Below are 24,000 nucleotides of genomic sequence, written 5' to 3'. Positions count from 1 at the left end.
GCTACCCGCGCCAAACGTGAGGTCACCCGAAAGATGGAGGATTCACCCCATTGGGCCAACCTGATGTGACCCGCCTCGTCAGGGGAGCCGCTCGGTGCGGCACGCCCGATCGGTTGCCCCGGGCACGGGCGGGGAGGAAAGAGGGCGCAGCGATCGTCACCGACCGCGGGGTCCCGCGTGGCAGCGGATCGGCGGCCGGTCGATGCGGGAGCGCGCTCGGTGGGCCCGGCGTGTGACGCGTGGTCGCGGTCTTCGGGCTGCCTCACGGACGGGCGGGGAATGCGCGCCGTGTTGTGCGGGTGCTACCGGGATGCCCGGTGCGAGGGTTTCTGCCGACGGTCCTCCTGGGACTCCTGCCGGGCGACGAGCAGTTGGCGCACCATCTGCTGCAAGGACACCACAGCCGTCACCGGCGGAAGGCCCGCGACGACGGCCTCGGGCATCGTGCAGGGTGTGCTGACGATGCACAGGAGGCTGGCGATACCCGCGAACACCAGGATGACCGACCAGGAGTTCGCCACCCTGCGCCCTCCCAGAGCGGCACGCAGAACGGAGAGGGACGCGACCATCCACGGTCCGTAGACGACGACCGGCCAGTACTGGGACAGACCCCTCGGCAGCTGCGAGAGGGCCACGTCCCGCAGCGGATGGTAGGAGATCATCCAACCGAGGATGCAGACCGCGGTGACGATCGTCAGCGTCAGGAATCCGATGACGGATCCGAGGACGTCGGGCCGGCGGCGTGCCGGGCGGGCGCGGTGCTCCCGGTGGTCGGCGACAAACTGGGGGTGGAAGCCCATGGCCGGCAGGCCGGCCTCCTCCTCGACCGCTTCCGCGTTCGAAGGATGCGGAAGCATCCCCGGGTCTACCCAGCCGTTGCCGACCGGGTCGACCCAGCCGTTGACGACCGGATAGGACAGGTCGGCGGACAGCTGCCCGGTGGACGGCCAGAGGGAGCGGTTGTGTATGACCCCGTTGTCGGGGGTGAATCCGGCTGTGCGGTAGGGGCTGGAATCGATGTCCGTCGACTCGTACACAGCAGTCCTCCTGTTTTGCGTCATCGTGGATCGTGGCCGGCGCTCTCGATCAGCCCGTTTATTCCTCTGATCGTTGCAGCCGCGTCGAGAACTCGAACTCGAGCCGGCGCAGGATGCGGAAGAGTTCGGCCAGCTGGCGTGAGCAATGCGTCAGCACCACGCGTTCGCCATTCTTCACGAGATAACCACTTTCCAGGTCGCCCGCGGGATTCGTCCGGTCCGGAACGAATAGCCAGTTGTCACCGGCACTGCACATCCGGTCCCGCTCCAGCGGCAATGGAAGAGGCGGCTTGACTGCTGTTGGACTCATGCCCCGACAACGATGGGCTAATCTCCGGGAAATGTACGGCATCCGGGTGTCCTGAAATATGCTCAGGCTGCCGGCGCTCGGAGCTTTTACCCGGGCCGCCGAGCTCCTTACCGGGCGTGCGGCGTTCTTGCGGCTGGCTTCGGATGGGGACGGTCGAAGCGGGCGCGACCCCGTCCGCTCGCTCGGCTTCCCCTCTTCCGTAGCGGGACGGCCTCGAACGGTGCCGGATGCTCTGCAATTCTCCTCAGCGGGGCTCGCTCGCGCGGGAGCCGCACGGCCACCGTTGCACCCCTTTCCCGTTCGGTCATCCGATTAACGGACGCTCGGATTGCGTGCGTGAAATGGCCGGTTGCACGTTTCCCGTTTCGGGTGACTGGTGATAGGACCGCTGGATGCCGCATCATGGTCGGCGTCCTGCCGCCGCCGTCACGAGGAACGCTCCGGGCGGACGACCGAACCCCACTGCCAGGCGTTCGAGCCGTCCGTTCCTGCCGACCGGAACGAACCACTGCCCGTGGCCGGATCCAGTGGGCCCCGACAATGAGTCGTACACGAGAGGTATTCACACCCTGTGATGGGAGGAGTACTCTTGGTCGAGACTTGGTTCAGTCGTGGATCAGCCGTCCGGACTCGGGTGAGTCCGGACGGCTGTGGGGGTGCAGTCGGTGCGACATCGCTGTTCCAGATCACCCTCGGGCGCCTGAATTCGAAACCGCGTCAGGCAGAAGCGACCACTCGTGATCGCTTCTCTTCGTTCGTTCGACCCTCTTCAATCACTGTGCCCCCTGTGGGGAGGTTTTGACGTGACCTAGCAGTATGGAGACGGACTTGGTCCGCACCACCGGACCTCCACCGTCTGTGCACCAATCACATGCCTGGGTGTCTGAACGCCCTGTATCCGTCGCCGCCGGCCACATACCTGAGTCGACGACGGAATCTCACCGCTGCCTCGGCCCGTCCGCACACTCGGATCAGGCGAGAACCTGTGTCCTGACGGGCTGTTGCCTCCTCACACGTCCGTAAGTAGGCACTGCCATTTTGCATCACCGAATCAGAATCTGCCAGCCGCTCCCCACCCATGTCGTGATCCGCCGTTCCGTCCTTCCCCGGGAAGGACGCAGGGCTCTGAATGAGCGAAACCTCAAAGGACCTTCCCAAACGGGCTGTCGAGCGCGCGTGACCACCGCTCGAACGGAGCGGGTCGGGGAAACGGCCGCCCCGGCGACTTCGGGCCGGCCGGCGTATCGCCCGTCGACCGGTCCTGGCGTCGACGGGCGGCCGGGCGGGCCGGGCAACGAGACGGGCGGGCGTCGGGCGTTCGGCGGTGCTCCGTGAGCCCGGGGTACTCGGAGACCGTGCACACGGAGCAGGCCCAGGGCCCCGGGCCTGCTCGCGGGCAGGCCCGTGCGACCGGGCGGGCCGGCCTGCCCGCCACCCGGTTCCCGGCGGCGTGGCTCAGTGACAGGGACTTGACCGGCGACCTGCTCCGGGTCGTGACGCTGGTACAGGACTACGGCTGGAAGTCGGGATTCTGCTTCGCCGCCGACGAGACCATCGGGCGGCAGCTGGGGCTGTCACGGGGCGGTGTCAACCGTCTGATCGCCAGGGCGAAGGCCAAGGACCTGGTTCGGGCGTCGCGGAATCCCGCCACCGGAACCATGAACCGTCGTGTCCGTCCGCCTGCCGACGACGAGCTCACCGTGTGCGTCGGCTCCTACGCCCGGGCGAGTCTGGCCGGTACCCGGTTCAAGGTCTATGCCCTGCTCTCCCTGCGGCAGCACTTCCCCGAACCGACTCCCGTCGCGCGGATCGCGCGCGAGTGCGGGATGAAGGAGGCGACGGCCCGTGAAGCGGTGGCCGAACTCCTGGCCCAGGGGTGGGTGAGCCGAGGAGCCGTCGAGAGGAGGGCGTACAGGTACGTCGTCCATCCCGTGCCCGTCCGCGTACCGGACGGGCAGCCGCAGTCCCTCCCGAGCGGGCCCGTCCCCGCGCCGCGGTCCGCGGACGGGCCCGCGGGCGACGGTGTCGGGGTCCTCGACACCGGACCGGATTCCCGTGACGGCGACCTGCTCGACCCGGGCCGGGAGGCCGCCGGTTCGGTGACAGCCGATGCCCCCGTTCCGGTGACACCGGCCACCCCCGATTCGGTGGCAGAAACACGATCCTTCCAACATGACCTGCTGAACACGTCCGCGGTCGTGGACGGTCGTCCGTCCCGCGGACCGGGAACCGTGCGCACCCGCGCGCGAGGCCACGCGGCGGGAGCCGACGGGGACGCAGCAGGCCCGAGGGGGCGCGAGGGACGGCAGACCGACCGCAGGACGATCCGGTCGATGACCGACGAGCAGAAGCGGTGGGGCCGGCAAACCGCGTCGTCGGCCCTGAGCCGCCTGCCGAGGCAACTGGCGGACCGGCTGACCGAGCGACAGCTCGACTTCCTCGCTCGGTACATCGTCGCGACCTTCGCCGACTACGGCACATCCCCCGAGGTCCACGGCGCGGTGGTCCTCGAAGCCCTGGAGTCGGCGTGGGAGTTCGCGCGCCGCAGGGAGCCGGTCGGCGCCGTGCCGTGGTCCTCGGTGGTCTCCCCGCTGCCCTGGCTGGTCAAGGTCGTCGACCGGGCGAGCGAGACGGTCACCGGGAGCAGGCCGGTCCGGAGCCCCGAGTGCGCGCTCTGCCGCGGGCCGCTGGTCGTCCGCGACGCCGACGATCCGGAAACCTGCCGTTCCTGCGGTCCCGCCGCCGCCGCTGCCGCCTGCCGCCGGCTCCGGGCGCAGTGGGAGCCGTCCGACCGGGCGCCGCACGCGCCACCCCCGGCGGACCCGTTCACGGCGCGGGTCGAGCCCGGTGCGGGCGAACCCGCCGACCGGTCGGCGGCAGGGGACGACGAGTCGGAAGGAGCAGTCCTTCGCCGGCGGATCGCCGCTCGCCGGATCGAGCGGGAACGGACCTGTGCCCGCGGTGGCGGGGCTCTGCCGACGGCCCGCCCCGCCGACGCCGCTCGGCACCGGCGGGGCGCCACCGAGGCCTCCGGTCGGGAGGCTGCCGGTCGGGGAGGCGTCGGCCGGGTGCCCGGACACGGGACCGGGCCCCGTGACGTGCCCCCGGGAGCCGTAGCGGCGTCCGATCCCGCTCCGCGGCGGGACGGCCGACCCGATGCGGGGAAGGCCGGCACGGCCGCCGCAGCGCGGCCGGGGCCTGCGGGACGCCACCGCGCAACCTCCAGCCGGGTCCGCCTCTCCGGTGGTCCGCCGGTTGCCGCCGGCGCCCGAGGCCGACGCGGGTGCGGGGCCAGCCGGCCGGGATCCCCACCCCGGGTCCGGCTCCTGTCGTTCCGATCGAGCCTGCGGTCGGTGTGCGGTGATCGCCGCCGTCGGGTCCCGACCGGTTCCCGCACGCGGTATTCCGCGATCGACGGGCAGTCTCCTCCGGATATGGTGTCCAATTTCCCGAGCGGACGGACCGGGATATGAAAATTTCCTGACGGAAGGGCTTCCGGTCCGATCGCACAAGCGGTTTGCATTTCTGGCGCGCTCGGCCGTACGAGTGAATCGACCGGTCTGGGGATTGCGGCTATTTCGGTCCGATGAGTAACTGGGTGCATCCGAATCGGGTGGGTCACCCATCCTCCCCGGGGGTAAGTAGCTGCGGTGTCTGCCGGCGCTTCCGGATTGCGCCTGATCGCTGAAGTGGCGCGTTGCCGCACCCCCGGTCGAGGAAATTGGATCAGCGGGCCGGTGCGACTCCATCGCACCGGCCCGCGTCGGCTCACGGGGTCGTCTCCGCAAGAGCCGGCAGAAGCACTCCTCCCGGGCGTGCACGGGCCTTCGGGGTCACACCGTCGATCAGAGGCCCCACGACAGGATCGTTCCCGGCGCAGCTTCTCGCGGCGCAGCTCCTCGTCGACGGTGCCTCCCACTCCGGTGCGACGTCCGGCCGAGGTCGGCCGGCCCGGCTGCGCATCCCCACCAGGACGCCTTCCCGGCCGCGACGCGCACAGGCGGAACGGCTGATTTCGGCCAGGTCGGTGCGGAATTCCGTGAGCGAGCCTCCGCCCTTGTGCGCCCGGAGGAAGTCCGCCCCAAAAGGCTCCACTGATTGCCGGGACCAATGACCCCGGATGTCTGCCATTCGCTGTCGGATCCGGACCCGGGTGGACGATACAAGCCGTTTCATTCCACCGGATCGTCGACGGCGTGAACTATTCCTACCTTCACACTAGGCGCTGCATTGCATAAATGCGCCCCCCTTTTCTTGCGGCGGATAGCTCCCCGCGAATAATCTATTTCTGATTTACTTCCACCAGTCCGGCGCCCGCTCGGCCGGCTGTGCGCCGAAGGGAATGGTCCGCAGGCGCCGGGCGTGGACCGGGACGCGAAAGCCACGAGCAGTCGCATGCGGCCCGTGAGCCGAGAAGCGGTCCCGCCGTTCACCGAGGAGGAGATTCCACTGACCACCGCAGAGATCGATGGACGGCCGACAGGAGCTCTCGCCGAAGATGTCCTGCGCCACTGGGTCAGGGGCCGTCCGCTGTCCTTCCGGCTGCCGTCCCTGGTCCGCGCGGTACCGGTCTCCCGGCGGCTGGCAGGGCTGTGGCTGGACGCCGAGGGCGTTCGGGCCGGCCATACCCGGGAGGCCGTCCTGCTGGTGATCTCCGAACTGGTCACCAACGCCGTCGAGCACTCCAACAGCGCGTACATCACCGCCTGGTTGCGCCGGACGGCGGACCGGCTCCTGGTGGAGGTCCGTGACCAGGGAAGGACCTCCGTGGTGCCGCGGCTGCACCGCGCCACGCCGGAGGAGGACCACGGTAGGGGTCTGGCGCTCGTCGCGGACCACTCGCAGGACTGGGGGGTGCGGCTCGGTACGGACGGCAGCTGCTCGGTGTGGGCCGCCGTCCCGCTATCCGGTCGGAGCGCCGCGGCGTGCTGACCGTTGCGGGACGGCCGCGATCCAGCCGGGCCGGGCGGCGCATCGAGCGTCAGCCCCCGTCTTCCACCGCGCACATCGTAAGGAGAACCCATGTCCAGCTCAGGCATCGAGGTCCGTGAGATCGTCAACAGCGTCATCAACTCGGTGGCCCGGCTCGACCGCGACGGCCTGCGTCGCCTCGATTCCGAAGGGCTCAGCGCGCAGTTCAACGCGCGTCTGGAGCTGGAGGACTACTTCCACGCGCTCTGGGAGCACCTGAACGAGTGCGGTGAGCACCCGGCCATCCGCACGGAATACCAGCCGCTGGCCGCCGTCCTCGACCTGCTCGCGGGCTTGAGTGAGAACGCCATGTTCGCGGACGGCGTCACCCGACAGGACCTGTTCCGCCAGCCCCAGCAGTGACAGGCCCCTCCGGAGGCAATGCCTCGGCGGGTCACGCATCAGCCCGTCCACCGAGTGCGCGGTTCCACGACCGCGCACTCGGGGATGGGCTGATCGGGTTTCATCGCGGTACGCCTCACGCCCGGACGGCGTCATGACGCCGTCCGGCGAGGTGGAGACGGTAGCCACCTCGCCGGACGCCGCCCGGCCTTCGCGGACCACGCGGGTACGTGACCTTCACCAGGTGGGCCCCGCTGTCCGGCGCATCGAGGACCGAGGCCTTGTCGACCGGTACCGTCGTGCCGCGCTGTGAAGCGGACGGCTCCACGGCGCGGCCCGACCGCCGGGGCCCCGCACCCGAGCGGGTGGACGACGGGCACCCTTGCGCCGCGAGAGCTCACACCGCGGAGTACCAGACGATCTCCAGGGCCTCCGTCAACTCGGCCGCCACGGCGTCCTCGCTGTCCAGCGCGGCGGCGGAGTCGCCGACCGAGTTGGACAGCGCCGCGCGGACGCTGTCGGCCGCCGCGGCGGCGATGTCCGCGCGGACCTGGCCGTGCTGGCAGGAGCAGTCGTGCCTCGCCCCGGCCAGGATGGCGAGGGTGTGGAGGTTGTCGGCACGGGCGGTGGCGGTGTCGTCGGCGATGTCGGCCTCGATGGCCGCCGCGTTGCTGTCGAGCGCGGCCGCGAGATCGGCGGCACACGTGGACACCTGGAGCACGGGGGCTTCCGCGGCCCGGGCCGCGGGGGCGATGGCGAGGGCAGCGCCGGTTGCGATCGCGACGGCGACGACGCCGGCGGCGAGACGAGAACGGATCATCCGAATCCCCTCCGAAAAGAAGCGTTGTTGCCGGCGGGGCGCCGGCATGGACGGAACGTAATGCACCGCCGAGCACGGATGGCAGGGCGCGCGGACGGGCAGGGTGGTGCGAAGAATTGATGTTCCGGCAATCGAAGGCGAATTCAGTAGTCTTCATACAAAATCTGCGCTACTCCATCCGAGTTGCTGTCGGGAAGGCCGGTGTTCGGGGTCCGGAAGGGCGGGGTGGGGAATTCGGTTAGCAATTCCCGGCGTTTTACCTGCCGCTGGTCGGTGAAATTACCCGGATCCGGCCGGCCGCGCGGGCCGCGCCGGCCGTGCGCAGGACGGGGGCGCGACCCCGCGCGTCCTCGGGCGCGGTCTGCCGGACCCTGCGCCGGGCGTGATCACGCCCGGCGCAGGGTCCGGCAGACCGCGGGGCCGTCGTACGCGCTATCTCCCCTCGGAGGGCTCCTGCCGCATCCGTGTCGTCCGGTTCGGGTGCCACGCCGAGCCGGTGTGGCTTCGCCGGTACGGCGTCGGGTCGTGCTGCCGATGCGCGGCGAGGTGGATCACGGCTTCGGACCGGACGTGCTCCTCGTCCTCGGCCGGGTCCTTCCGGATCCGGCCGAGGACGTCCGTCCACCGCCAGGACCGGCCGGAGCGCGCCGACGAAGCGCCGGCCTGTCGACCGGGCTCTAATCCGTCCTCCTGGCGGGTGTCCTGTCGGAGCGCCTCGGCCGCCGCGAGCGCTTCGGCGGACGGCGGACTGTACATCTTGCTGTTGCAAGCCGGCCTGGGCACAGGGAGCGGACGATCGAGACCGATCCCGTGCCGGTGGCCGATGACCGACAGGCCGGCACCGTCGGGCGCCAGTGAGTGCTGGGCGATCACCCGTCCACGAGGGGTCGCGATCGCCAGGAGCGGGTCACCGAGCCTCTGGCGCACTTCCACGGTGTGGCCGTGCAGGTGCCGCGGAACCGCGTAGAGGTTGCCCCGGTACGACACCATGCTGTTGGCCGAGACCGCGCGGGTCACGCTGATCCTGGCGGGGTACGGGTCGTGGGGGAGGTCGAGCAGGACCGGCGCGGGCGGCACGGTGCTCCCGTCGTGGCCGCCCCGTGTCGGGGCCTGGCGGGTGTGGATGAGCCTGGCCAGCCTGTCGAGGCTCTCCTGCGCCTCCAGCGGGCCGGTGTCCGCTCCGCCGGTCCGCCACCACAGGGCGAGGGTCTGCCCGATCGCCTCGTCGTCGGTGCCCTGCCGCGCCGGACCGAGGTCCGCGACGACACCGTAGTGCTTCGCGACCCTGCCCAGCGCCGTGGTCAGCTTGCCGCCTCCCGGGCAGTGGACCGCCGGCGTCCGGTCGAAGCGCCAGCGCCAGCCGGTCCCGCCGAGCTGGCGCAGGATCCGGTCGACGGAGCCGACCAGGTGGCCGAAGTCGATCTGCTCCGCGAGCGCCGCGCTCCAGCGCTGGGAGCGGGTCAGGCGTCCCACCAGGACGCAGGCGTGGGTGCAGCCCCAGTCCGCAGGGGGGTCGCAGAAGACGAACCAGCGGAAGTGCACTTCCTCCGCGTCGTCCTGCCGAGCGGGGCGGGTGCGGGGCGGACGCTGGCACAGCGGGCACCTGGGACGCAGCTGATGGGTCCGCAGAGCGCGGGTGAAGGTCGAGTAGCCGCCGTTGTAGCCGAGATCGACGAGTTCGGCGAACAGCGCCGACGCCTCGAAGTGGGCATCGTCCTGCAGTCGCTGGCGGCAGTAGGGGATGAACCGCTCGAACTCGCCCCCGCCGGAGCTGCGGACCCCGACCGTGCGCTTCCCGCTCAGATAGGAGCTCACCGTCTTGCGGTCACGGCCGAGGAGACGGGCGATTGCGGCGATGGACAATCCTCGGGATCGCAGGGCACAGATGTTGATGTATTCCTCTCCGGTCAGCAATTTTGCTCCTGTAAGGATCCGATAGGGATTACGGATCCCTCATGGGACCCATTGGAAGCCAGGAAATATACACGAAATCCGGAGGCGGGAGCAGAAAGGATTCTTCAAGACCTCGCCGATTGCTGTGCAATTTGAGTGAGCGAATCGAGCTGCAATCAATTGGCGACGGCCCCGTGCATCTCGTGTCAAGTCGCACGCGGAGATCGGCCAAAGAGTGGCCGGATCTCGACTGCCGGATGCTTGACAACTTTCGCAAGCGCGCAATGAGGGTCGACTGGAATAGACCTCTGTGGGCGCGGCGGCGCTCGCGGTCCTCCCAGGAATTCCGGGCCGTTCACGCATCCGGCGGCCCGTCGCGCCACCGTGCCCGGCGTACCGTGGCGCACGGCCGTGATCCTGGCCGGTCGCACGGTCGGCACCGCCGCTCGGAGAAACGGTCGATGGCATATGCCGGTGTACATGCGCACCCGCGCGCCCCCCGTCCGCTCCCGTGCCCGGACGTCGGCCGGGTCGGACGTCAACGGAAGTTGACACGTCGTGGGCTCGCCGCCGCACGCCGGAAGCGCACGCGGCCGCCAGGGGACCGACCCGCGGACGGTCCCGCCGGTGCGACCGGAAGGTCCACGCGTCCGGCGCGGCCGGGCGTTCACGCGGGGCAGGCCGCGCTCCAGGCCGCAACGTGCCGCCAATCGGGTGATGCGACGTCAAGTGCCTTGCCTGCTTGTCACCTCAATGGGTTACTGGAAGCTCCAAGCCGGTGGGTCGCCCATCCTCTCCGGGGGAGTGGGGCGTCGGCCTGCCGTACGGCCGGTCACTACCGTGGCGCCATGGGCTCCCCTGGGTGGGGCGTGAACGATCCGCCCGTCACCGCGACCGGCGACATCCATCCAGGACGGTCTTGTCCTCACGCCCGGAAAGCGGTCCGGCCACACCCGTGGACCGGCCCGCCGGCGCCCGCTCCACCGCCTCGGCCGTCCGTTTCGTCCCGGCCGGGGCCTGGTCCGGCCCGCACCGTGCGTAACCGCGATTCCTCCTGGGCCCGCCGTCGCGGCATTCACCCACCTCGTCCAAGGAGACAGTCGTGCCCATCTCCCCCAACCAGGGATCGTCCGGCGGCGGAACCACCGTCACCATCACCGGCGTCAACCTCGCCGGAGCCACGGCCGTGCACTTCGGCTCCAAGCTGGCCACCATCACCGCCAACACCGCCACCTCGGTCACCGTCATCGCGCCGTCGGGCAGCGGGACGGTCCAGGTGACCGTGACCACCGCGGGGGGCACCAGCAACCCGCTGAACTTCTACTACGTCGGCGCGCCGTTCAAGGCCTCGCTCAGCGACACCTCCGGGCCGCTGGCCGGCGGCAACACCGTCACCATCACCGGTACCGGGCTGTCGACCGCCACCGCCGTGAACTTCGGGGCCAACAGCGCCACGCCGACCGTCGTCAGCGACGGCGTCATCACCGTCACCGTGCCCGCGGGCACGGCGGCCGGATCGGTCGGGGTGAGCGTGACCACTGCGGGCGGAACCAACAACGGATTCAGCTACACCTACGTGGACGCGCCGACCGTGGCCACTGTCGTTCCTGCCGTGGGCCCGACCTCCGGCGGCACCCCGGTGACCATCACCGGCACCGCCCTGAGCACCACCCAGTCGGTCACCTTCGGCGGCACGCCGGCCCCGTTCGTCGTCGTCAGCGACACGCTCGTCACGGCCGTCACGCCGCCCGGCACCGCCGGGGCCGTCGACGTCGCCGTCACCACCGAGGGCGGCAGCGCGACCGCCGTGGGCGCGTTCACCTACCTCGCCGGCCCGGGGATCTGAGCCGGGAGTCAGGCCACTGGCGACCGGACCCCACGGCCGACGAGGCCGTCTGCCCGGGCGGGACCGTCATCGGTCCCGCCCGGGCAGTCTCGTCCCGCCGTACCCGCCGCCCGGCCCCCGTCGCCCCGGGGAACGGAGCCGGCTGCCCGATCGCGCAAGGGCCGGCGGCCGTGGGCGCCGCGATCGGGCGCAGGCCGAGCACGGCGCCCACGGCCGCCGCGCGCTGGACGGAGCCACCCGCGTCGAGGCGGCCCCGTTCCGAGGGGTTGATCGCGATTCGGTGAGTGGCGTCCGCGCGCAGCGGCCACTGGTTGATCCTTTCGGGATGGCTGCAGTCGCGAAGAGGAGATCAACACGATGACCGCACCCAACGGCGCGAGGTTGCCCGGACGTCTGGTCGGCGCTCCGGTCCCGGAGCATCCCGGTCCGTCCCGCCGCCCCGGCGGTCCCGCGGTCGGCGCGCTGCTGCGCGCGTGCCTCGGACACGCGCCGTGTGTACGACATCTTGATCCCCTTCTCCTTCTTCAGCCCCGAACAGCTGGCGAAGGTGAACGAGGACCGGGCCGACCGCGGGCTGGGACCGCTGACGGCCGAGGATCGGCCGCTCGCTCCCGCACCGCCGCGCAAGCCCCGGGTCGACAAGGGGACGAAGCGGTCCGCGAGACCGGACGTCCCGGGAGGTGCTTCGAGCACCCCCGGTGCTTCAAGCACCCCAACCTCAACATTCCGGTGGTCGTGGCCGCTCAGCTCAACCGGTGCGTCGAGCAGCGCGCGGACAAGAAACCAGCCATGGCCGACCTGCGGGAATCCGGTGGCATCGAGGCCAATGCCAACCAATCATCCTGCTCCACCGGGAGGGCGTCTACGCGAAGGATTCTCCGTGCGCGGGCGAGGCGGACCTGATCGTGGCCAAGAACCGCATGGGCGGCACATTCACGGTGACGGTCGCGTTCCAGGGCCACTACTCGCGTTTCGTCGACATCACCCGCAACGTCACCTGACGTCCCCGGGGTCCCGCACTCCGCGGCCGGATCCCACGGCCGGATCCCACGGCGGACGACCGGCCCGCGGCCGCTGGCGGGACTTCGCAGGTCAGCGGCTCGGCCGGGGCCGGGCGTGCCGGGGATGACACGGCTGTGAGGCCGGTCGACCCGGCCTGCTGCGACAACCTCCGAGCGTCCCCGCGCAGGTCCTGCCCGGACCGATCCCACGGCGCAAACCCGGGTCGGGAAGTCGCGATCCCACCGGGTGGGGAATCAGCGTGAAAATTCCCCGAAGGGGTGTCCGTTTTCGCTGATCGGCGTCGGGTCGCGCGCTACGAAATCGGCCGTTTCGCGGATTTCGGAAGGCGACCGGGCGCTGCGCCAAGCGGGTGAAAGCGAGTCGGAAGACTTGTCACCGATTTCACGGCTCTGGATTACTTTTCCGTATCCAACCGGCGGGCCGCCCATCCCTCCCGGGGGAAGCGCGCAGTCGGCGCCCGCTGTTGCTTCAGGCGGCGGGGTGACGTACGGCTCGCGATGGGCACCCCCGTGGAGGACGTGGATCCATCTGCCGGCACCGTCTCAGCGGTGCCGGCAGATGCGGCGGCTTACATACGCCCAGGAGGCGTCATGCAAGCGATCCGAAGGCTCCGAGGCGTGCTGGCCCGTGCGGCGGACAGGTGGTCTGCCGGCTCCCCTCCCTCGGACCGTCGACGGACGACTTCAGCGGTGTGGTGCTGGGGGCACCTGCTGGGGTGGTACGTGCCGACCGTGCTGGTGGGCCGTCAACCTCCGAGCAGACCGTCGACGACGGAGAGCGCGACCGCAGCCGTCGACGGCCACGCTTTCGAACGGAACTCCTCCGTGATGCGCTCGGCCGAGTCCGTCCGCGGCAAGCACAGGCGGCGCCGGGGGCGGATCGGCCGAGGACGGCGTCCCGACCGCCCCGGGGAGGCTCCCGGCGACGGCGACGGCGACCGGGCGGACGACGGCAGTCTCCTCCGCTGGGACGAGCCGGTCTGTTCCGCCTGACCCGCCCGGCGACACACCCCTGACGAGCCCCGGTCGATGTTCCCTCCATCGACCGGGGCTCCCCGCCTCGGCGCCCGCGGTCGCGCATCCCCGGGTGGACAACCGGCTCTCCGGCCGCTTGCGCACGCACGACATTCGTCAACTCGAAGACTGCACAAGCCTTTGGGAGTAAACCATGCTTGACCACAACATACCGGTGATCGTTTCGGTCAGTCCGGCGTCGGGGGCGGCGGGGTCGGTGGTGACCCTGACGGGCACGGGGTTCACGGGGGCGACGGCGGTGCGGTTCGGTGCCGTCAACGCCTCGTCGTTCACGGTGGTGTCGGACACGCAGATCACTGCGACGGTGCCGGCGGGTTCGGGCACGGTGCAGGTGACCGTGGTGGCGTGGTGGTGGGGGGCGACCAGCAACGGTGTTGCGTTCACGTATGCGGTCGCCGCTCCGGTGATCGTTTCGGTCAGTCCGGTGTCGGGGGCGGCGGGGTCGGTGGTGACCCTGACGGGCACGGGGTTCACGGGGGCGACGGCGGTGCGGTTCGGTGCCGTCAACGCCTCGTCGTTCACGGTGGTGTCGGCGACGCAGATCACCGCGACCGTGCCGGCGGGTTCGGGCACGGTGCAGGTCACGGTGACGACGCCCGCTGGCACCAGCAACGGTGTCGCGTTCACCTACGTTCCCGTTCCCCAGCTGGTGAGCGTGGTTCCCGCGGCGGGGCCGACCTCGGGCGGGAACACGGTCACGCTGACGGGCAGCGCGCTGGGCGCCGCCACCGCGGTCGCCTTCGGGTCCGCGCCGGCTGCCTTCACCGCCGTGTCGGACACTCAGATCACCGCGACCGCGCCGGCGGGCTCGGGCACCGTGCAGGTGACCGTGACCACCCCCGGCGGCACCAGCAACGGCCTCGCCTACACCTACACCGCGGCACCGGTGGTGGCCACGGTCGTCCCGGCCCAGGGGCCGGCGTCCGGTGGCAACACGGTCACGCTGACGGGCACGGGGTTCACGGGGGCGACGGCGGTGCGGTTCGGTGCCGTCAACGCCTCCTCGTTCACGGTGGTGTCGGCGACGCAGATCACCGCGACCGTGCCGGCCGGGGGGCCGGGGCCGTCCGGCGTCACCGTCACCACGGCCGCCGGCACCAGCCTTCCGGTGCCCTACTTCTACCTGAGCAGCCCCCAGCTCACCGCTGTGGTCCCCGGCCAAGGGCCTGTCCTCGGCGGAACCACCGTCACCGTCACCGGAAGCAATCTGCTGGGGGCGACGGCGGTGCGGTTCGGTGCCGTCAACGCCTCGTCGTTCACGGTGGTGTCGGCGACGCAGATCACCGCGACGGTGCCGGCGGGTTCGGGCACGGTGCAGGTCACGGTGACGACGCCCGGTGGCACCAGCAACGGTGTCGCGTTCACCTACGTTCCCGTTCCCCAGTTGGTGAGCGTGGTTCCCGCGGCGGGGCCGAGCTCGGGCGGGAACACGGTCACGCTGACGGGCAGCGCGCTGGGCGCCGCCACCGCGGTCGCCTTCGGGTCCGCGCCGGCTGCCTTCACCGCCGTGTCGGACACTCAGATCACCGCGACCGCGCCGGCGGGCTCGGGCACCGTGCAGGTGACCGTGACCACCCCCGGCGGCACCAGCAACGGCCTCGCCTACACCTACACCGCGGCACCGGTGATCTAGGGCCTGTCCGGCGGATCTTGCCGGGCGCACGACGCCGGATCATCCCGCCTGGACGCACGCCCGAATCGTCCAAGTACACCCAGTACGAGGGCGATTCGGGCGCACGCCCGGACGGGCGCGAAGTGGGGGTGCCTCCCGGCCGAAGGCTGGGGGAGCCGCTCGCTGATCCAACGCGAATCGTCAGACACACCCTAAGCGCGGAGATCGGAGTCCCGTCCATGACGGGGTGTCCGACGAACAGTGAGCTCCGACAGCGAATGCTGTCGGAGCTCACTGTTCTCGTGCCGCCGGGTCATCTCGCGCTCGGACCGGCGGTTCGGCCGCCGTCCTACAGGTAGGTGTAGGTGGCGCCGTTGCTGGTGCCGGCCGGCGTGGTCACCGTGACCGGGACGGTCCCGGATCCGGCCGGCGAGACGGCCAGGATGGCGCCGTCGCCCAGCACGGTGAAGTTCGAGGCCGGGGTGGCGCCGAACAGGACCGACGTCGCGGCGGACAGGCCGTGGCCCACGATGAGGACGGGCAGGCCGCCCGTGGCCAGGCCGACCGGCGGCACGAGCGCGAGGATGGTCGGCGGGGTCGGCGGCTGGTAGGTGTAGCTGAGGTTGTTGCTGGTGCCGCTGGGCGTGACCACCGTGACCGGGACGGTCCCGGTCCCGGGCGGGGCGACGGCCGTGATGGCGCCGTCGAACTGGACGGTGTAGCTGAGCGCGGGGGTGGCGCCGAACAGGACCGCCGTGGCCCCGGTCAGCCCGGTGCCGACGAGCAGCACGGGGCTACCCCCGGTCGCCGGACCCTGCGAGGGGACGAGTGCGAGGAGAATCGGGGACATAGGATTCCTCTTTTCCGTCTTCCGAACGCCTGACAAGGCCGTTGCGGCCGAGTCGGGGAGGCGTTTTCCTCACGGTAGGTTCGGGTTCCGGTGCGTGGCAATAGGGAATTCGATAAGGGTGGTAGCGCGAGGCCGGATCGGGAGCGCACAACTTTTTCGACGCCTCGCCGAGTGGGGTCGGAAGCGACCCAAGTCTTGCCATTGGGTATTTTATGTGAGCATGGGCGGGTGCCTTCCCGGGTGCTCGTCGAAGAATTCTCAAGAATTCGGTGGGGAATTATGGCGAGTGCGCCCGTGAACTGGGGAGATCGTATCCGGAAGTCAGCCGATACTCCCCCTCTGACCTGCGACTATGTCAATGACTCGGCGCGCCTCGGGAGCATGGCGCAGTTTTCGTACTTATCCTTGGCGGCGCTTCGGAATCGGGGCTTTGTTCGGATGGAATAACGGCTTCAGAGGCGTCTCCGTGATCTGCTGGCTGCGGTGCGAGTGCGCCCCTGGCTTGCGTCGTGCGCTGTTGGTTTTCCTGGGTTGAACGGCTTTCCGTTGGGGTACTCCGTGTGTACGCCGTCAACCGGCCGGATGATCGTCTCGAAGAATTCTTCTGCGTTTCCGAATGGGAAGGTGAGTGTCGTGCCAAACTCTCTGCTCGTCTTCCTCAGGGGCGGCCCGATCGACATTCCTGAGATTCGGGAAGTGAAATCCGGGAACGCCGAGAGCAGGTTGAGGATCCCCCGCGGGAACGGCTACGAGCACTTCGAGATCACGCAGGACTTCAAGGACGTCGGGGGCGTACTGATGCCCGTCTACCAGTGGTCGTACCGGACCGCCATCGCCGAGTAGGTGCGCGCGTCACCGTCTCCCCGGCATCCGACGCCGGCGCCGGGCCCCGCGAGCCGCACACCGACGCGGCGCCGCCCCGCATCACCCCACCCCACACTCCGAGGTGAGCAATGACCAGCGACCGTCCCGTACGAGTACGGACAGAGCATCAGCCCCGCACCCGTGGGGGCGCGTCGTGAGCGGGCCCTCCAGCCCGCGCCCGCGAAGCGGCACCGGCGAGCGGGACACCGTGGTCACCGGCATGGGGTTCTGCCTGCCGGGCGAGGAGCAGCCGCTGTTCACCGCGGGCGAGGTCTGGGACGTGGCCTCCAACGGCCGCTCGTGCCTCAAACACCACGGTGTCTACTACGGCTCGGTCGATCTGCCGGACGCGGCGTTCGCGGAGCGCCTGCCCGGGCTGCCGGGCATCTTCTCCCAGCACTACACCAACGCGCACCGCTACGGGCTGGTGTCCCTCGTGGAAGCCTGCTCGGACGCCCAACTGAGCATCAGGGACGGCGACCTCACCGAGGCCGCCGTCCTGGTCGGGCGCGGGGGCATCGACGCCAACGTCTCCAGCTACCTAGAGGTCCTGCACGCCGACGCGTGCACCATCACGCCGCACCAGGCGATGGAGCTGTTCGTCAGGGCCCAGCAGGGACTCACCCCTTCCGATGTGGCGCTGGTCCAAGGGGCGCTGATGCGCACCACCGGCCCCTGCTTCACGGTGTCGTGCGGCTGCGCGTCCTCCGCCGTCCAGATCGGCAACGCCCGCCGCATGATCGCGGACGGCGAGACCGACCTCGTCGTCGTCACCGGCGTGGACGTGTTCGGCGTGGACGTGATCCAGAACGTCCAGCGTCTGCTGCACGGCGCCCAGCGCGCCTACGACACCATCCGCGTCGACGGCATGCCCGAACTCCTCCCGGCCTTCGACCGGGTCATGAGGCCCTACGACCGGCGGGCCGACTGCGTGAACCACGGGGAGGGGTCGGTGACCCTGGTGCTGGAGAGCCGCGACCACGCCCAGCGGCGCGGGGCGTACACCTACGGCCAGGTCCTGTCGCACGGCATGACCCGCGACGGCCTGTCCAACCCGCTCGCGAGCGACGAGAACGGCGCCTCGCTGGTCGCCGCCATCCGCAAGTGCCTCGGCGACCGGTGGGACATCGGCCAGATCCCCTACATCCACGGCGGAAGCGACGGCGACGTCGTGGTGACCGCGTTCGAGGCGAACGCCGCCCGACAGCTCTACGGCGACGCCGTCGAAGACCTCCTGATGACCTCCCAGGAAGCCTGCTTCGGCCACAACGGCGCCCCGGCGGGAGCCCTGGGCGTCGCCCTGACCCTCCTGATGCTGGAGCAGGGGGAGGTGTGCCCCACTGCGAACTGCGAGGAGCCGGCCGACAACATCTGCTTCGATCCCGTCCCCGGGCTGCGCACCCGGCACCTGGAGTTCGACTACGCGCTCACCTGCAACTACCAGATCGGTGGCGTCAAGAGCGCGATCCTGCTGGGCAGTTCGGACGTCGACTGAACCCCGGCATCCGCCGACCGCACCGCCGGACGGCGAGCGCTCCCCACCCCCGTCCGCGCAAGCGCGTAGGAGAGCATGTGATGGGCCACGCAGAGAACCTGAAAGCCGCTGACGCGCACATCGCCGTCGTCGGCATGGGATGCCGGCTTCCCCGCGACATCGACTCGCCCGCCGCGTTGTGGCGGTTGCTCGAAGCCGCCCGGGACGCGGTCGGCCAACCGCCGATCGGCCGCGCGGGGCACGTGGCCGCGGCCCCGGCCCACGCCGCCGGGACGATGCCGCCGTGGGGCGGATACCTCAGCGACGTCGCCGGCTTCGACGCCGACTTCTTCGGGGTCTCGGGCAAGGAGGCCGACGTCCTGGACCCCCAGCACCGGCTGCTCCTGGAAGTGACGTGGGAGGCACTCGAACACGCCGGATTCCCCCCGGAGCGGCTGGCGGGGTCCTCCACGGGGCTGTTCTCGGGCCTGAGCTACACCGACTACATGGAGTCCCTCGCCGGCCAGCCCCGGGAACTCGAGGGCGCGGTCCTGACCAACGGGCACTGCGTCGCCCCGGGGCGCATCTCCTACCTGCTGGGCCTGCAGGGCCCGTGCGTGGCACTGGACACCGCGTGCTCGTCCTCGCTCGTGGCGGTCCACCTGGCCTGCCAGGCCCTGCGCGACGGCGAGTGCGACCTCGCGCTGGCCGGCGGCGTCACCCTCATGCTCGGCGCCAGGACGACGATGTCCTTCGCCCGCATGGGGATGCTCTCGCCCACCGGCCGGTGCCGGACCTTCGACGCGGCCGCGGACGGCTTCGTCCGCGGCGAGGGCTGCGGCGTCGTCGTCCTCAAGCGCCTTGAGGACGCACTACGGGACGACGACCGCGTCCTGGCCCTGGTGCGCGGCTCGGCCGTCAACCAGGACGGCCGCTCCGACGTCCTGGCCTCGCCCTCCGCCGAGGCCCAGCAGGCCCTCTACCGCCAGGCCCTCGCCCGGGCCGGAACCGACCCGCGCGACGTGGGCCTGGTGGAGACGCACGGCACCGGCACACCCGTCGGCGACCCCGTCGAGTTCTCCAGCCTGGCCGCGGTCTACGGCACCGGGCAGGGGCGCTGCGCGCTGGGTTCGGTGAAGACGAACGTCGGGCACCTGGAACCGGCGGCCGGCGTCATCGGCCTGATCAAGGCGGTGCTCTGCCTCCGGCGCGGGCTCGTCCCGCCCAACCTGCACTTCACCCGGTGGAACCCGGCCATCAGCGCCGAGGGCACCCGCCTGTTCGTCCCCACCGGCCTGTCCGCCTGGCCCACCCGGACGGCCTCGCGACTGGCCGCGGTGTCCTCCTTCGGCTTCTCCGGGACCAACGCCCACGTGGTCCTCGAACAGGCCCCGGCCCGCCGCCGCACCGTCGTCCTCCCCGGCGCGCCCACCGCGGGCACCGCCGTACACGCGGCCGTGCCCGCCGGCGACCCGCCGTCGCGGTCGCAGGCCGCCCCGCCCCACGTCTTCCTCCTCGCCGCCGGCTCCCCGGACGCACTGCCCGCCGCCGCCGCGCGCCTGGCCCACTGGCTGGAGACCGAGGCAGGCGCCACCCCCCTGCGCGACATCGCCCACACCCTCGCACTGCGCCGCTCCCCCGGGCGCGGCCGGCTCGGCGTGGTGGCCGACTCCCACCGCGGCCTGGCGCACGCGCTGCGCTCCTTCGAAGCCGGCCGGGCCCACCCCGGCGTCGTCCGCGGCCACGTGGGCGCGGGCGTCACCCGCCGTCCCGTCTGGGTGTTCTCCGGCCAGGGCTCGCAGTGGCAGGGCATGGGGCACGGCCTGCTCCACCACGAGCCGGCCTTCGCCGAGGCCCTGGCCGAAGCCGATGCGCTGATCGGCGACGAGACCGGGTTCTCCGTCCTGCGGGCCGTCCGCGACCGCGAACACGTCAGCGGCTGCGGCCGCGTGCAACCCGCGCTGTTCGCCCTGCAGGTCGCCCTGGCCGCCGTCTGGCGCGACCACGGGGTCGAACCGGCCGCCGTCATCGGCCATTCCATGGGCGAGGTCGCGGCCGCCGTCACCGCCGGAGCGCTCACCCTGGCCGACGGCGTCCGCGTCATCTGCCGGCGCTCCGCCCTCCTCACCCGCATCGCCGGAGCCGGGGCCATGGCGAGCGTCGGCCTCGACAGCGCGACCGTCGAGAACGACCTCGCCGCCGTCGGCGACGGCACGGTGTCCGTGGCCGTCGTCGCCGCCCCCGACTCGACCGTCGTCGCCGGCACCGCGGCCGCCGTCCGGCGCCTGACCACCGCCTGGCAGGCCCGCGGACTCGTGGCACGTCTGATCGACGTCGACGTCGCCTCGCACTGCCCCCAGGTCGACCCGCTGCTCGCGGACCTCGCCGCCGAGCTCGCCGAGCTCACCCCCAGCCGGCCGGCCGTCCCCTTCTACACCACCGTCCTGGACGACCCCCGCGACACCCCGGTCTTCGACGCCGCCTACTGGTGCGCCAACCTGCGCCGACCCGTACGCTTCGGCGCCGCCGTGGCCGCGGCCGCCGCCGACCGCCACCAGGTGTACCTCGAAGTCTCGCCGCACGCCGTCGTCACCCGCCCCCTCGCCCAGAGCCTGACCGGCCTGCTCCACGAGCCCGTGATCCTGCCGACACTGCGCAAGGGGGAGGACGACCGCACCACCTTCCGCACCCAGCTCGCCGCCCTGCACTGCGCCGGAGCCGGCGTCGACTGGTCCCGCCTCTACGCGGGCGGCCGCCTGGCCGACCTACCCGCGCTGACCTTCGACCGCCGACCCCACTGGACCGACACCACCCCACCCGCAGCGGCGGCCTCCCCGCACACCGGGAGCGCCCCCGCCGCCCTGCCGGGAGCGCACACGGAGGTGCCCGGCGACCAGCCCCGCCACACCTGGCACGCCGACGCCGGCACCGACGTCCTGCCCTGGATGGCCGACCACCGAGTCCACGGCCGGCCGGTCCTGCCCGGCGCCGCCTACTGCGCCCTGGCGCTGTCCGCGGCCGGCGAGGTCTTCCGCGGCGCCGCGCACGACGTCGAAGCGACCGACATCCGCTTCCGCGAGCTGCTGCACCTCGACGCCCGCACGCCCGTCGGCACGACCGTCACCCTGACCGGCGCCGACCGCGCCGACTGCGAAGTCTTCGGCCAGGACGAGGACGGGACCTGGGTACGGCAGGCCACCGCGGTCCTGCGCCGCACCGACGCCTCCCCCCGGACACCGGCGCTCCCCGCGGCCGCACTGGCCGCCGACCACCCCGTCGTCCTGGACCCGCACGCCCTCTACGCGAGCCTGCGCGCACGGGGCCTGGAGCACGGACCCGCCTTCAGCGGCATCACCGAGCTGCGCGCCGGCGCCCAGGGCGACAGCTTCTGGGCCCGCGTGACGCTGCCGGACCCGGCACGCACCGCCCGCCACGGCCTGCGGATCCACCCGGTCCTCCTGGACCTGTGCGCCCAACTCGTCGTCGCCGGCCTGATCGACGAACCGGACCACGGCCTGGTCCTGCCCGTCGGAGTGCGCGCCGTGCGGATCCTCGCGGCCCCCGAGGACGCCTGCTACGCGCACGCCCGGCTCACCCGCACCGACGCGGACGGCATCGTCGGGGACGTGCGGCTGCTGGACGAGGAGGGAAACCCCCTCGTCGAGATCGACGCGCTGCGCTTCGTACGCCGCGGCGCGGCGGCCGAGGAAAGCGTCGACCGGTGGTTCATCGAGACCGGCTGGCAGCCGGTGCCGCGCCGGGAGAGCCCCGAACCGCCCGCCCCGGGCCCCTGGCTCGTCATCGGCGAGGCGGACGGATCCGCCCGGGCACTGGCGGACGCCCTGGAGCTCGCCGGAGCCCGTACCGACGTCCTCGACGTCCCCGTCGACAGCGCCGCCCTCCAGCCGCTCAAGCAGAGCATCGCCCGGCACTGGGACCGCGCACCCGCACCGTGCGCCGTGGTTCTGCTGTGCGCGCCGTCCGCGCCCGAGGACGACGCCGCCGCGATCGCACTGCGCCGCACCCGCCGCCTGCTCGCCGCCGCACAAAGCGCGATCGCGCGCGACACTCCCGCACGCCTGTTCGCCGTCACCCGGTCCGCCCACGCTCCGGAGCCGGGGCAGCCCGCCGACCCCGCCCAGAGCGCCCTGCGCGGACTCGTGCGCGTCCTGACGCACGAACACCCGGAGCTGCGGGCGACCCTCGTCGACGCCGACCACGCCGACACCGGCCTGCACCGGCTCGCGGCCGAACTCCTCGCCGACCCTCCCGAGGACGAGATCGCCCTGCGCGGTGACACCCGGCACATCGCCCGGCTGTCCTACACCCCCCTGTCGGAGGCCGAACGCGCCACCGCCGTCACCCGCACCGTGCGCTACGGCGCCGACCGCTTCCAGCTCCACGCGGGGCGGCTCGGCGACCTCGACGCCCTGCGCCTGACCACCTCGCCACGGCGTACCCCCGGTCCCGGCGAGGTCGAACTGCGCCTCCACGCCGCGGGCGTGAACTTCCGCGACGTGCTCACCGCCATGGGCATGCTGGCGACCGACGACGAGGCGGGCTACCGCATCGGCTTCGAAGCCACCGGCGTGGTCACCGCCGTCGGACCGGGCGTCAGGCACGTGTGCGTCGGCGACAGCGTCGTCGCCGCCGACGTGCGAGGCGGACTCTTCACGACCTTCGCCACGCTGCCCGCCGCCGCCGTCGCCCCCTCCCGGCCGGCGTGCCCGCGGAGACGGCCGCCGGGCTGCCCGTCGCCTACCTCACCGCCTGGTACGCACTGCGCCGCCTCGCCAGGCTCGCCGGCGGCGAGCGCGTCCTGATCCACAGCGCCACCGGCGGGACCGGACTGGCCGCGATCGCGGTCGCGCGGCGCCTGGGCGCCGACGTGCTCGCCACCGCCGGCAGCGAGGACAGGCGCCGATACCTGCGCGCGATGGGCATCCGGCACGTCATGGACTCCCGCTCGCTGGACTTCGCCGAGCAGACCCGCGACGCCACCGCCGGAGAGGGCGTCGACGTGGTCCTCAACTCCCTCTCCGGGCCCGCCATCAGGGCCGGACTGGAAACGCTGCGCCCCTTCGGCAGGTTCGTCGAGCTGGGCGTGCGCGACATCCTCGCCGACACCCCGCTGGGTCTCGCACCGCTGCGGCACAACATCACCATGAGCGCGGTCGACCTCGTCGAGCTCCAGGACACCCGCCCGGACACCTTCGCCGAGCTGCTGGGCGAGGTCCTGACCGAACTCCGCCGGGGCACCCTCGCCCCGCTGCCGTGCCGGACCTATCCGTTCGCGCAGGCCTCCGACGCCTTCCGCCTCATGGCCGGCGCCGGGCACATCGGCAAACTGGTCCTGACGGTGCCCGGCGAAGGCCAGGCCACCGCCGTACTGCGCGACCCGCCCTCGCCGGTACGGGCGGACGGCGCCTACGTCGTCACCGGCGGCCTGCGCGGCGTCGGCCTCGCCACGGCGCTGTGGCTGGCGGGCCGGGGCGCCGCCCACCTCGTCCTCAACGGACGCACGTCCCCCTCGGCCGAGACCGAACGGGTCCTCGCCGCACTGGGCGACCAGGGGACCCGCGTCAGCGTCGTGCTCGGGACATCGCGCAGCCCGGCGTCGCCGAGCAGCTGGTGGCCGAGGCCACCGCGTGCGGCGGGCACCTGCGCGGCGTGGTCCACGCCGCGATGGTCCTCGACGACGCCGCGGTGTCCAACATCACCGACGACCAGCTCGAACGCGTCTGGCATCCCAAGGTCACCGGCGCCTGGCGCCTCCACGAGGCCACCGCCGGACTGCCGCTCGACTGGTTCGTCCTGTACTCCTCCATGGCCTCCCTGCTCGGCAACCCGGGCCAGGGCGCCTACTCGGCCGCCAACGCCTGGCTCGACGCGTTCGCCACCTGGCGCACCGCCCTGGACCTGCC

At 71.7% G+C, this 24,000-nt stretch carries 13 protein-coding genes and 3 pseudogenes; 10 read left to right on the top strand and 6 right to left on the bottom strand.

Going from position 1 to position 24,000, the window contains the following annotated elements:
- Positions 1-302: 302 nt before the first annotated feature.
- The 3 genes from CRP52_RS36120 to CRP52_RS38805 form a co-directional block, all read right to left on the bottom strand.
- Positions 303-1,037 (bottom strand): DUF2637 domain-containing protein, encoded by a 735-nt coding sequence (locus CRP52_RS36120; protein ID WP_101948359.1) that lies wholly within the window; start codon positions 1,035-1,037, stop codon positions 303-305.
- A gap of 58 nt (positions 1,038-1,095) precedes the next feature.
- A complete protein-coding gene (locus CRP52_RS36115) occupies positions 1,096-1,347 on the bottom strand; it encodes a hypothetical protein (RefSeq protein WP_143685929.1) in 252 nt (83 codons plus the stop codon).
- 2,470 nt (positions 1,348-3,817) lie between these two features.
- Positions 3,818-3,985 (bottom strand): hypothetical protein, encoded by a 168-nt coding sequence (locus tag CRP52_RS38805; RefSeq protein ID WP_179853157.1) that lies wholly within the window; start codon positions 3,983-3,985, stop codon positions 3,818-3,820.
- A 1,766-nt stretch (positions 3,986-5,751) separates the two neighbouring features.
- Here CRP52_RS38805 and CRP52_RS36105 point away from each other — a divergent pair.
- Together CRP52_RS36105 and CRP52_RS36100 are read left to right on the top strand one after the other, a co-directional pair.
- The gene (locus CRP52_RS36105) at positions 5,752-6,279 is read left to right on the top strand and encodes an ATP-binding protein (RefSeq protein WP_179853156.1); all 528 of its coding nucleotides are present in this window, start codon (positions 5,752-5,754) and stop codon (positions 6,277-6,279) included.
- Positions 6,280-6,369: 90 nt separating this feature from the next.
- The gene (locus CRP52_RS36100; protein WP_097241064.1) at positions 6,370-6,681 is read left to right on the top strand and encodes a hypothetical protein; all 312 of its coding nucleotides are present in this window, start codon (positions 6,370-6,372) and stop codon (positions 6,679-6,681) included.
- Positions 6,682-7,057: 376 nt separating this feature from the next.
- Here the strand turns inward: CRP52_RS36100 and CRP52_RS36095 are convergent, their stop codons facing one another.
- The gene (locus CRP52_RS36095) at positions 7,058-7,480 is read right to left on the bottom strand and encodes a hypothetical protein (protein WP_097241063.1); all 423 of its coding nucleotides are present in this window, start codon (positions 7,478-7,480) and stop codon (positions 7,058-7,060) included.
- A 432-nt stretch (positions 7,481-7,912) separates the two neighbouring features.
- Positions 7,913-9,343, bottom strand: a complete 1,431-nt coding sequence (locus tag CRP52_RS36090) for a Mu transposase domain-containing protein (protein ID WP_097241062.1) — start codon at positions 9,341-9,343, stop codon at positions 7,913-7,915.
- A 1,132-nt stretch (positions 9,344-10,475) separates the two neighbouring features.
- Between CRP52_RS36090 and CRP52_RS36085 the strand changes: the two genes are divergently transcribed.
- The 4 genes and pseudogenes from CRP52_RS36085 to CRP52_RS36075 all read left to right on the top strand — a co-directional run bounded on the left by CRP52_RS36085 (position 10,476) and on the right by CRP52_RS36075 (position 14,909).
- Entirely contained in the window at positions 10,476-11,219 is a 744-nt protein-coding gene (locus CRP52_RS36085) for an IPT/TIG domain-containing protein (protein WP_097241061.1), read from the top strand.
- A gap of 717 nt (positions 11,220-11,936) precedes the next feature.
- A pseudogene (locus tag CRP52_RS40265) lies at positions 11,937-12,220 on the top strand (DnaB-like helicase C-terminal domain-containing protein); the annotation flags it as partial.
- A 1,189-nt stretch (positions 12,221-13,409) separates the two neighbouring features.
- A pseudogene (locus CRP52_RS41005) lies at positions 13,410-13,847 on the top strand (IPT/TIG domain-containing protein); the annotation flags it as partial.
- A 15-nt stretch (positions 13,848-13,862) separates the two neighbouring features.
- Positions 13,863-14,909, top strand: a complete 1,047-nt coding sequence (locus tag CRP52_RS36075; protein WP_373560593.1) for an IPT/TIG domain-containing protein — start codon at positions 13,863-13,865, stop codon at positions 14,907-14,909.
- Between the two features lie 328 nt (positions 14,910-15,237).
- On the opposite strand, the gene CRP52_RS36070 is transcribed toward CRP52_RS36075, so the two are convergent.
- Positions 15,238-15,738 carry an IPT/TIG domain-containing protein gene (locus CRP52_RS36070; protein WP_097241059.1) on the bottom strand — a complete coding sequence of 167 codons (501 nt, stop codon included), beginning with the start codon at positions 15,736-15,738 and terminating at the stop codon, positions 15,238-15,240.
- Between the two features lie 582 nt (positions 15,739-16,320).
- On the opposite strand from CRP52_RS36070, the gene CRP52_RS40255 reads away from it, so the two are divergent.
- The 4 genes and pseudogenes from CRP52_RS40255 to CRP52_RS40240 all read left to right on the top strand — a co-directional run.
- The gene (locus CRP52_RS40255) at positions 16,321-16,581 is read left to right on the top strand and encodes a DUF5988 family protein (RefSeq protein WP_257033235.1); all 261 of its coding nucleotides are present in this window, start codon (positions 16,321-16,323) and stop codon (positions 16,579-16,581) included.
- A gap of 175 nt (positions 16,582-16,756) precedes the next feature.
- Positions 16,757-18,097, top strand: coding sequence for a beta-ketoacyl synthase N-terminal-like domain-containing protein (locus tag CRP52_RS36060; RefSeq protein ID WP_257033234.1), 1,341 nt, complete (start codon positions 16,757-16,759; stop codon positions 18,095-18,097).
- 80 nt (positions 18,098-18,177) lie between these two features.
- On the top strand, positions 18,178-22,899 hold the full coding sequence (locus tag CRP52_RS40690; protein ID WP_306458939.1) for a polyketide synthase: 4,722 nt from the start codon (positions 18,178-18,180) through the stop codon (positions 22,897-22,899).
- Positions 22,800-23,971: pseudogene (locus CRP52_RS40240) on the top strand (MDR/SDR family oxidoreductase); the annotation flags it as partial. The gene CRP52_RS40690 and the pseudogene CRP52_RS40240, both read left to right, overlap by 100 nt.
- Between the last annotated feature and the right edge of the window lie 29 nt (positions 23,972-24,000).

Source organism: Streptomyces sp. 1331.2 (assembly GCF_900199205.1).
Lineage (GTDB): Bacteria > Actinomycetota > Actinomycetes > Streptomycetales > Streptomycetaceae > Kitasatospora.
Note: the sequence above shows the minus strand (reverse complement) of the source record. Positions and strands in the feature narration are given on the sequence as shown.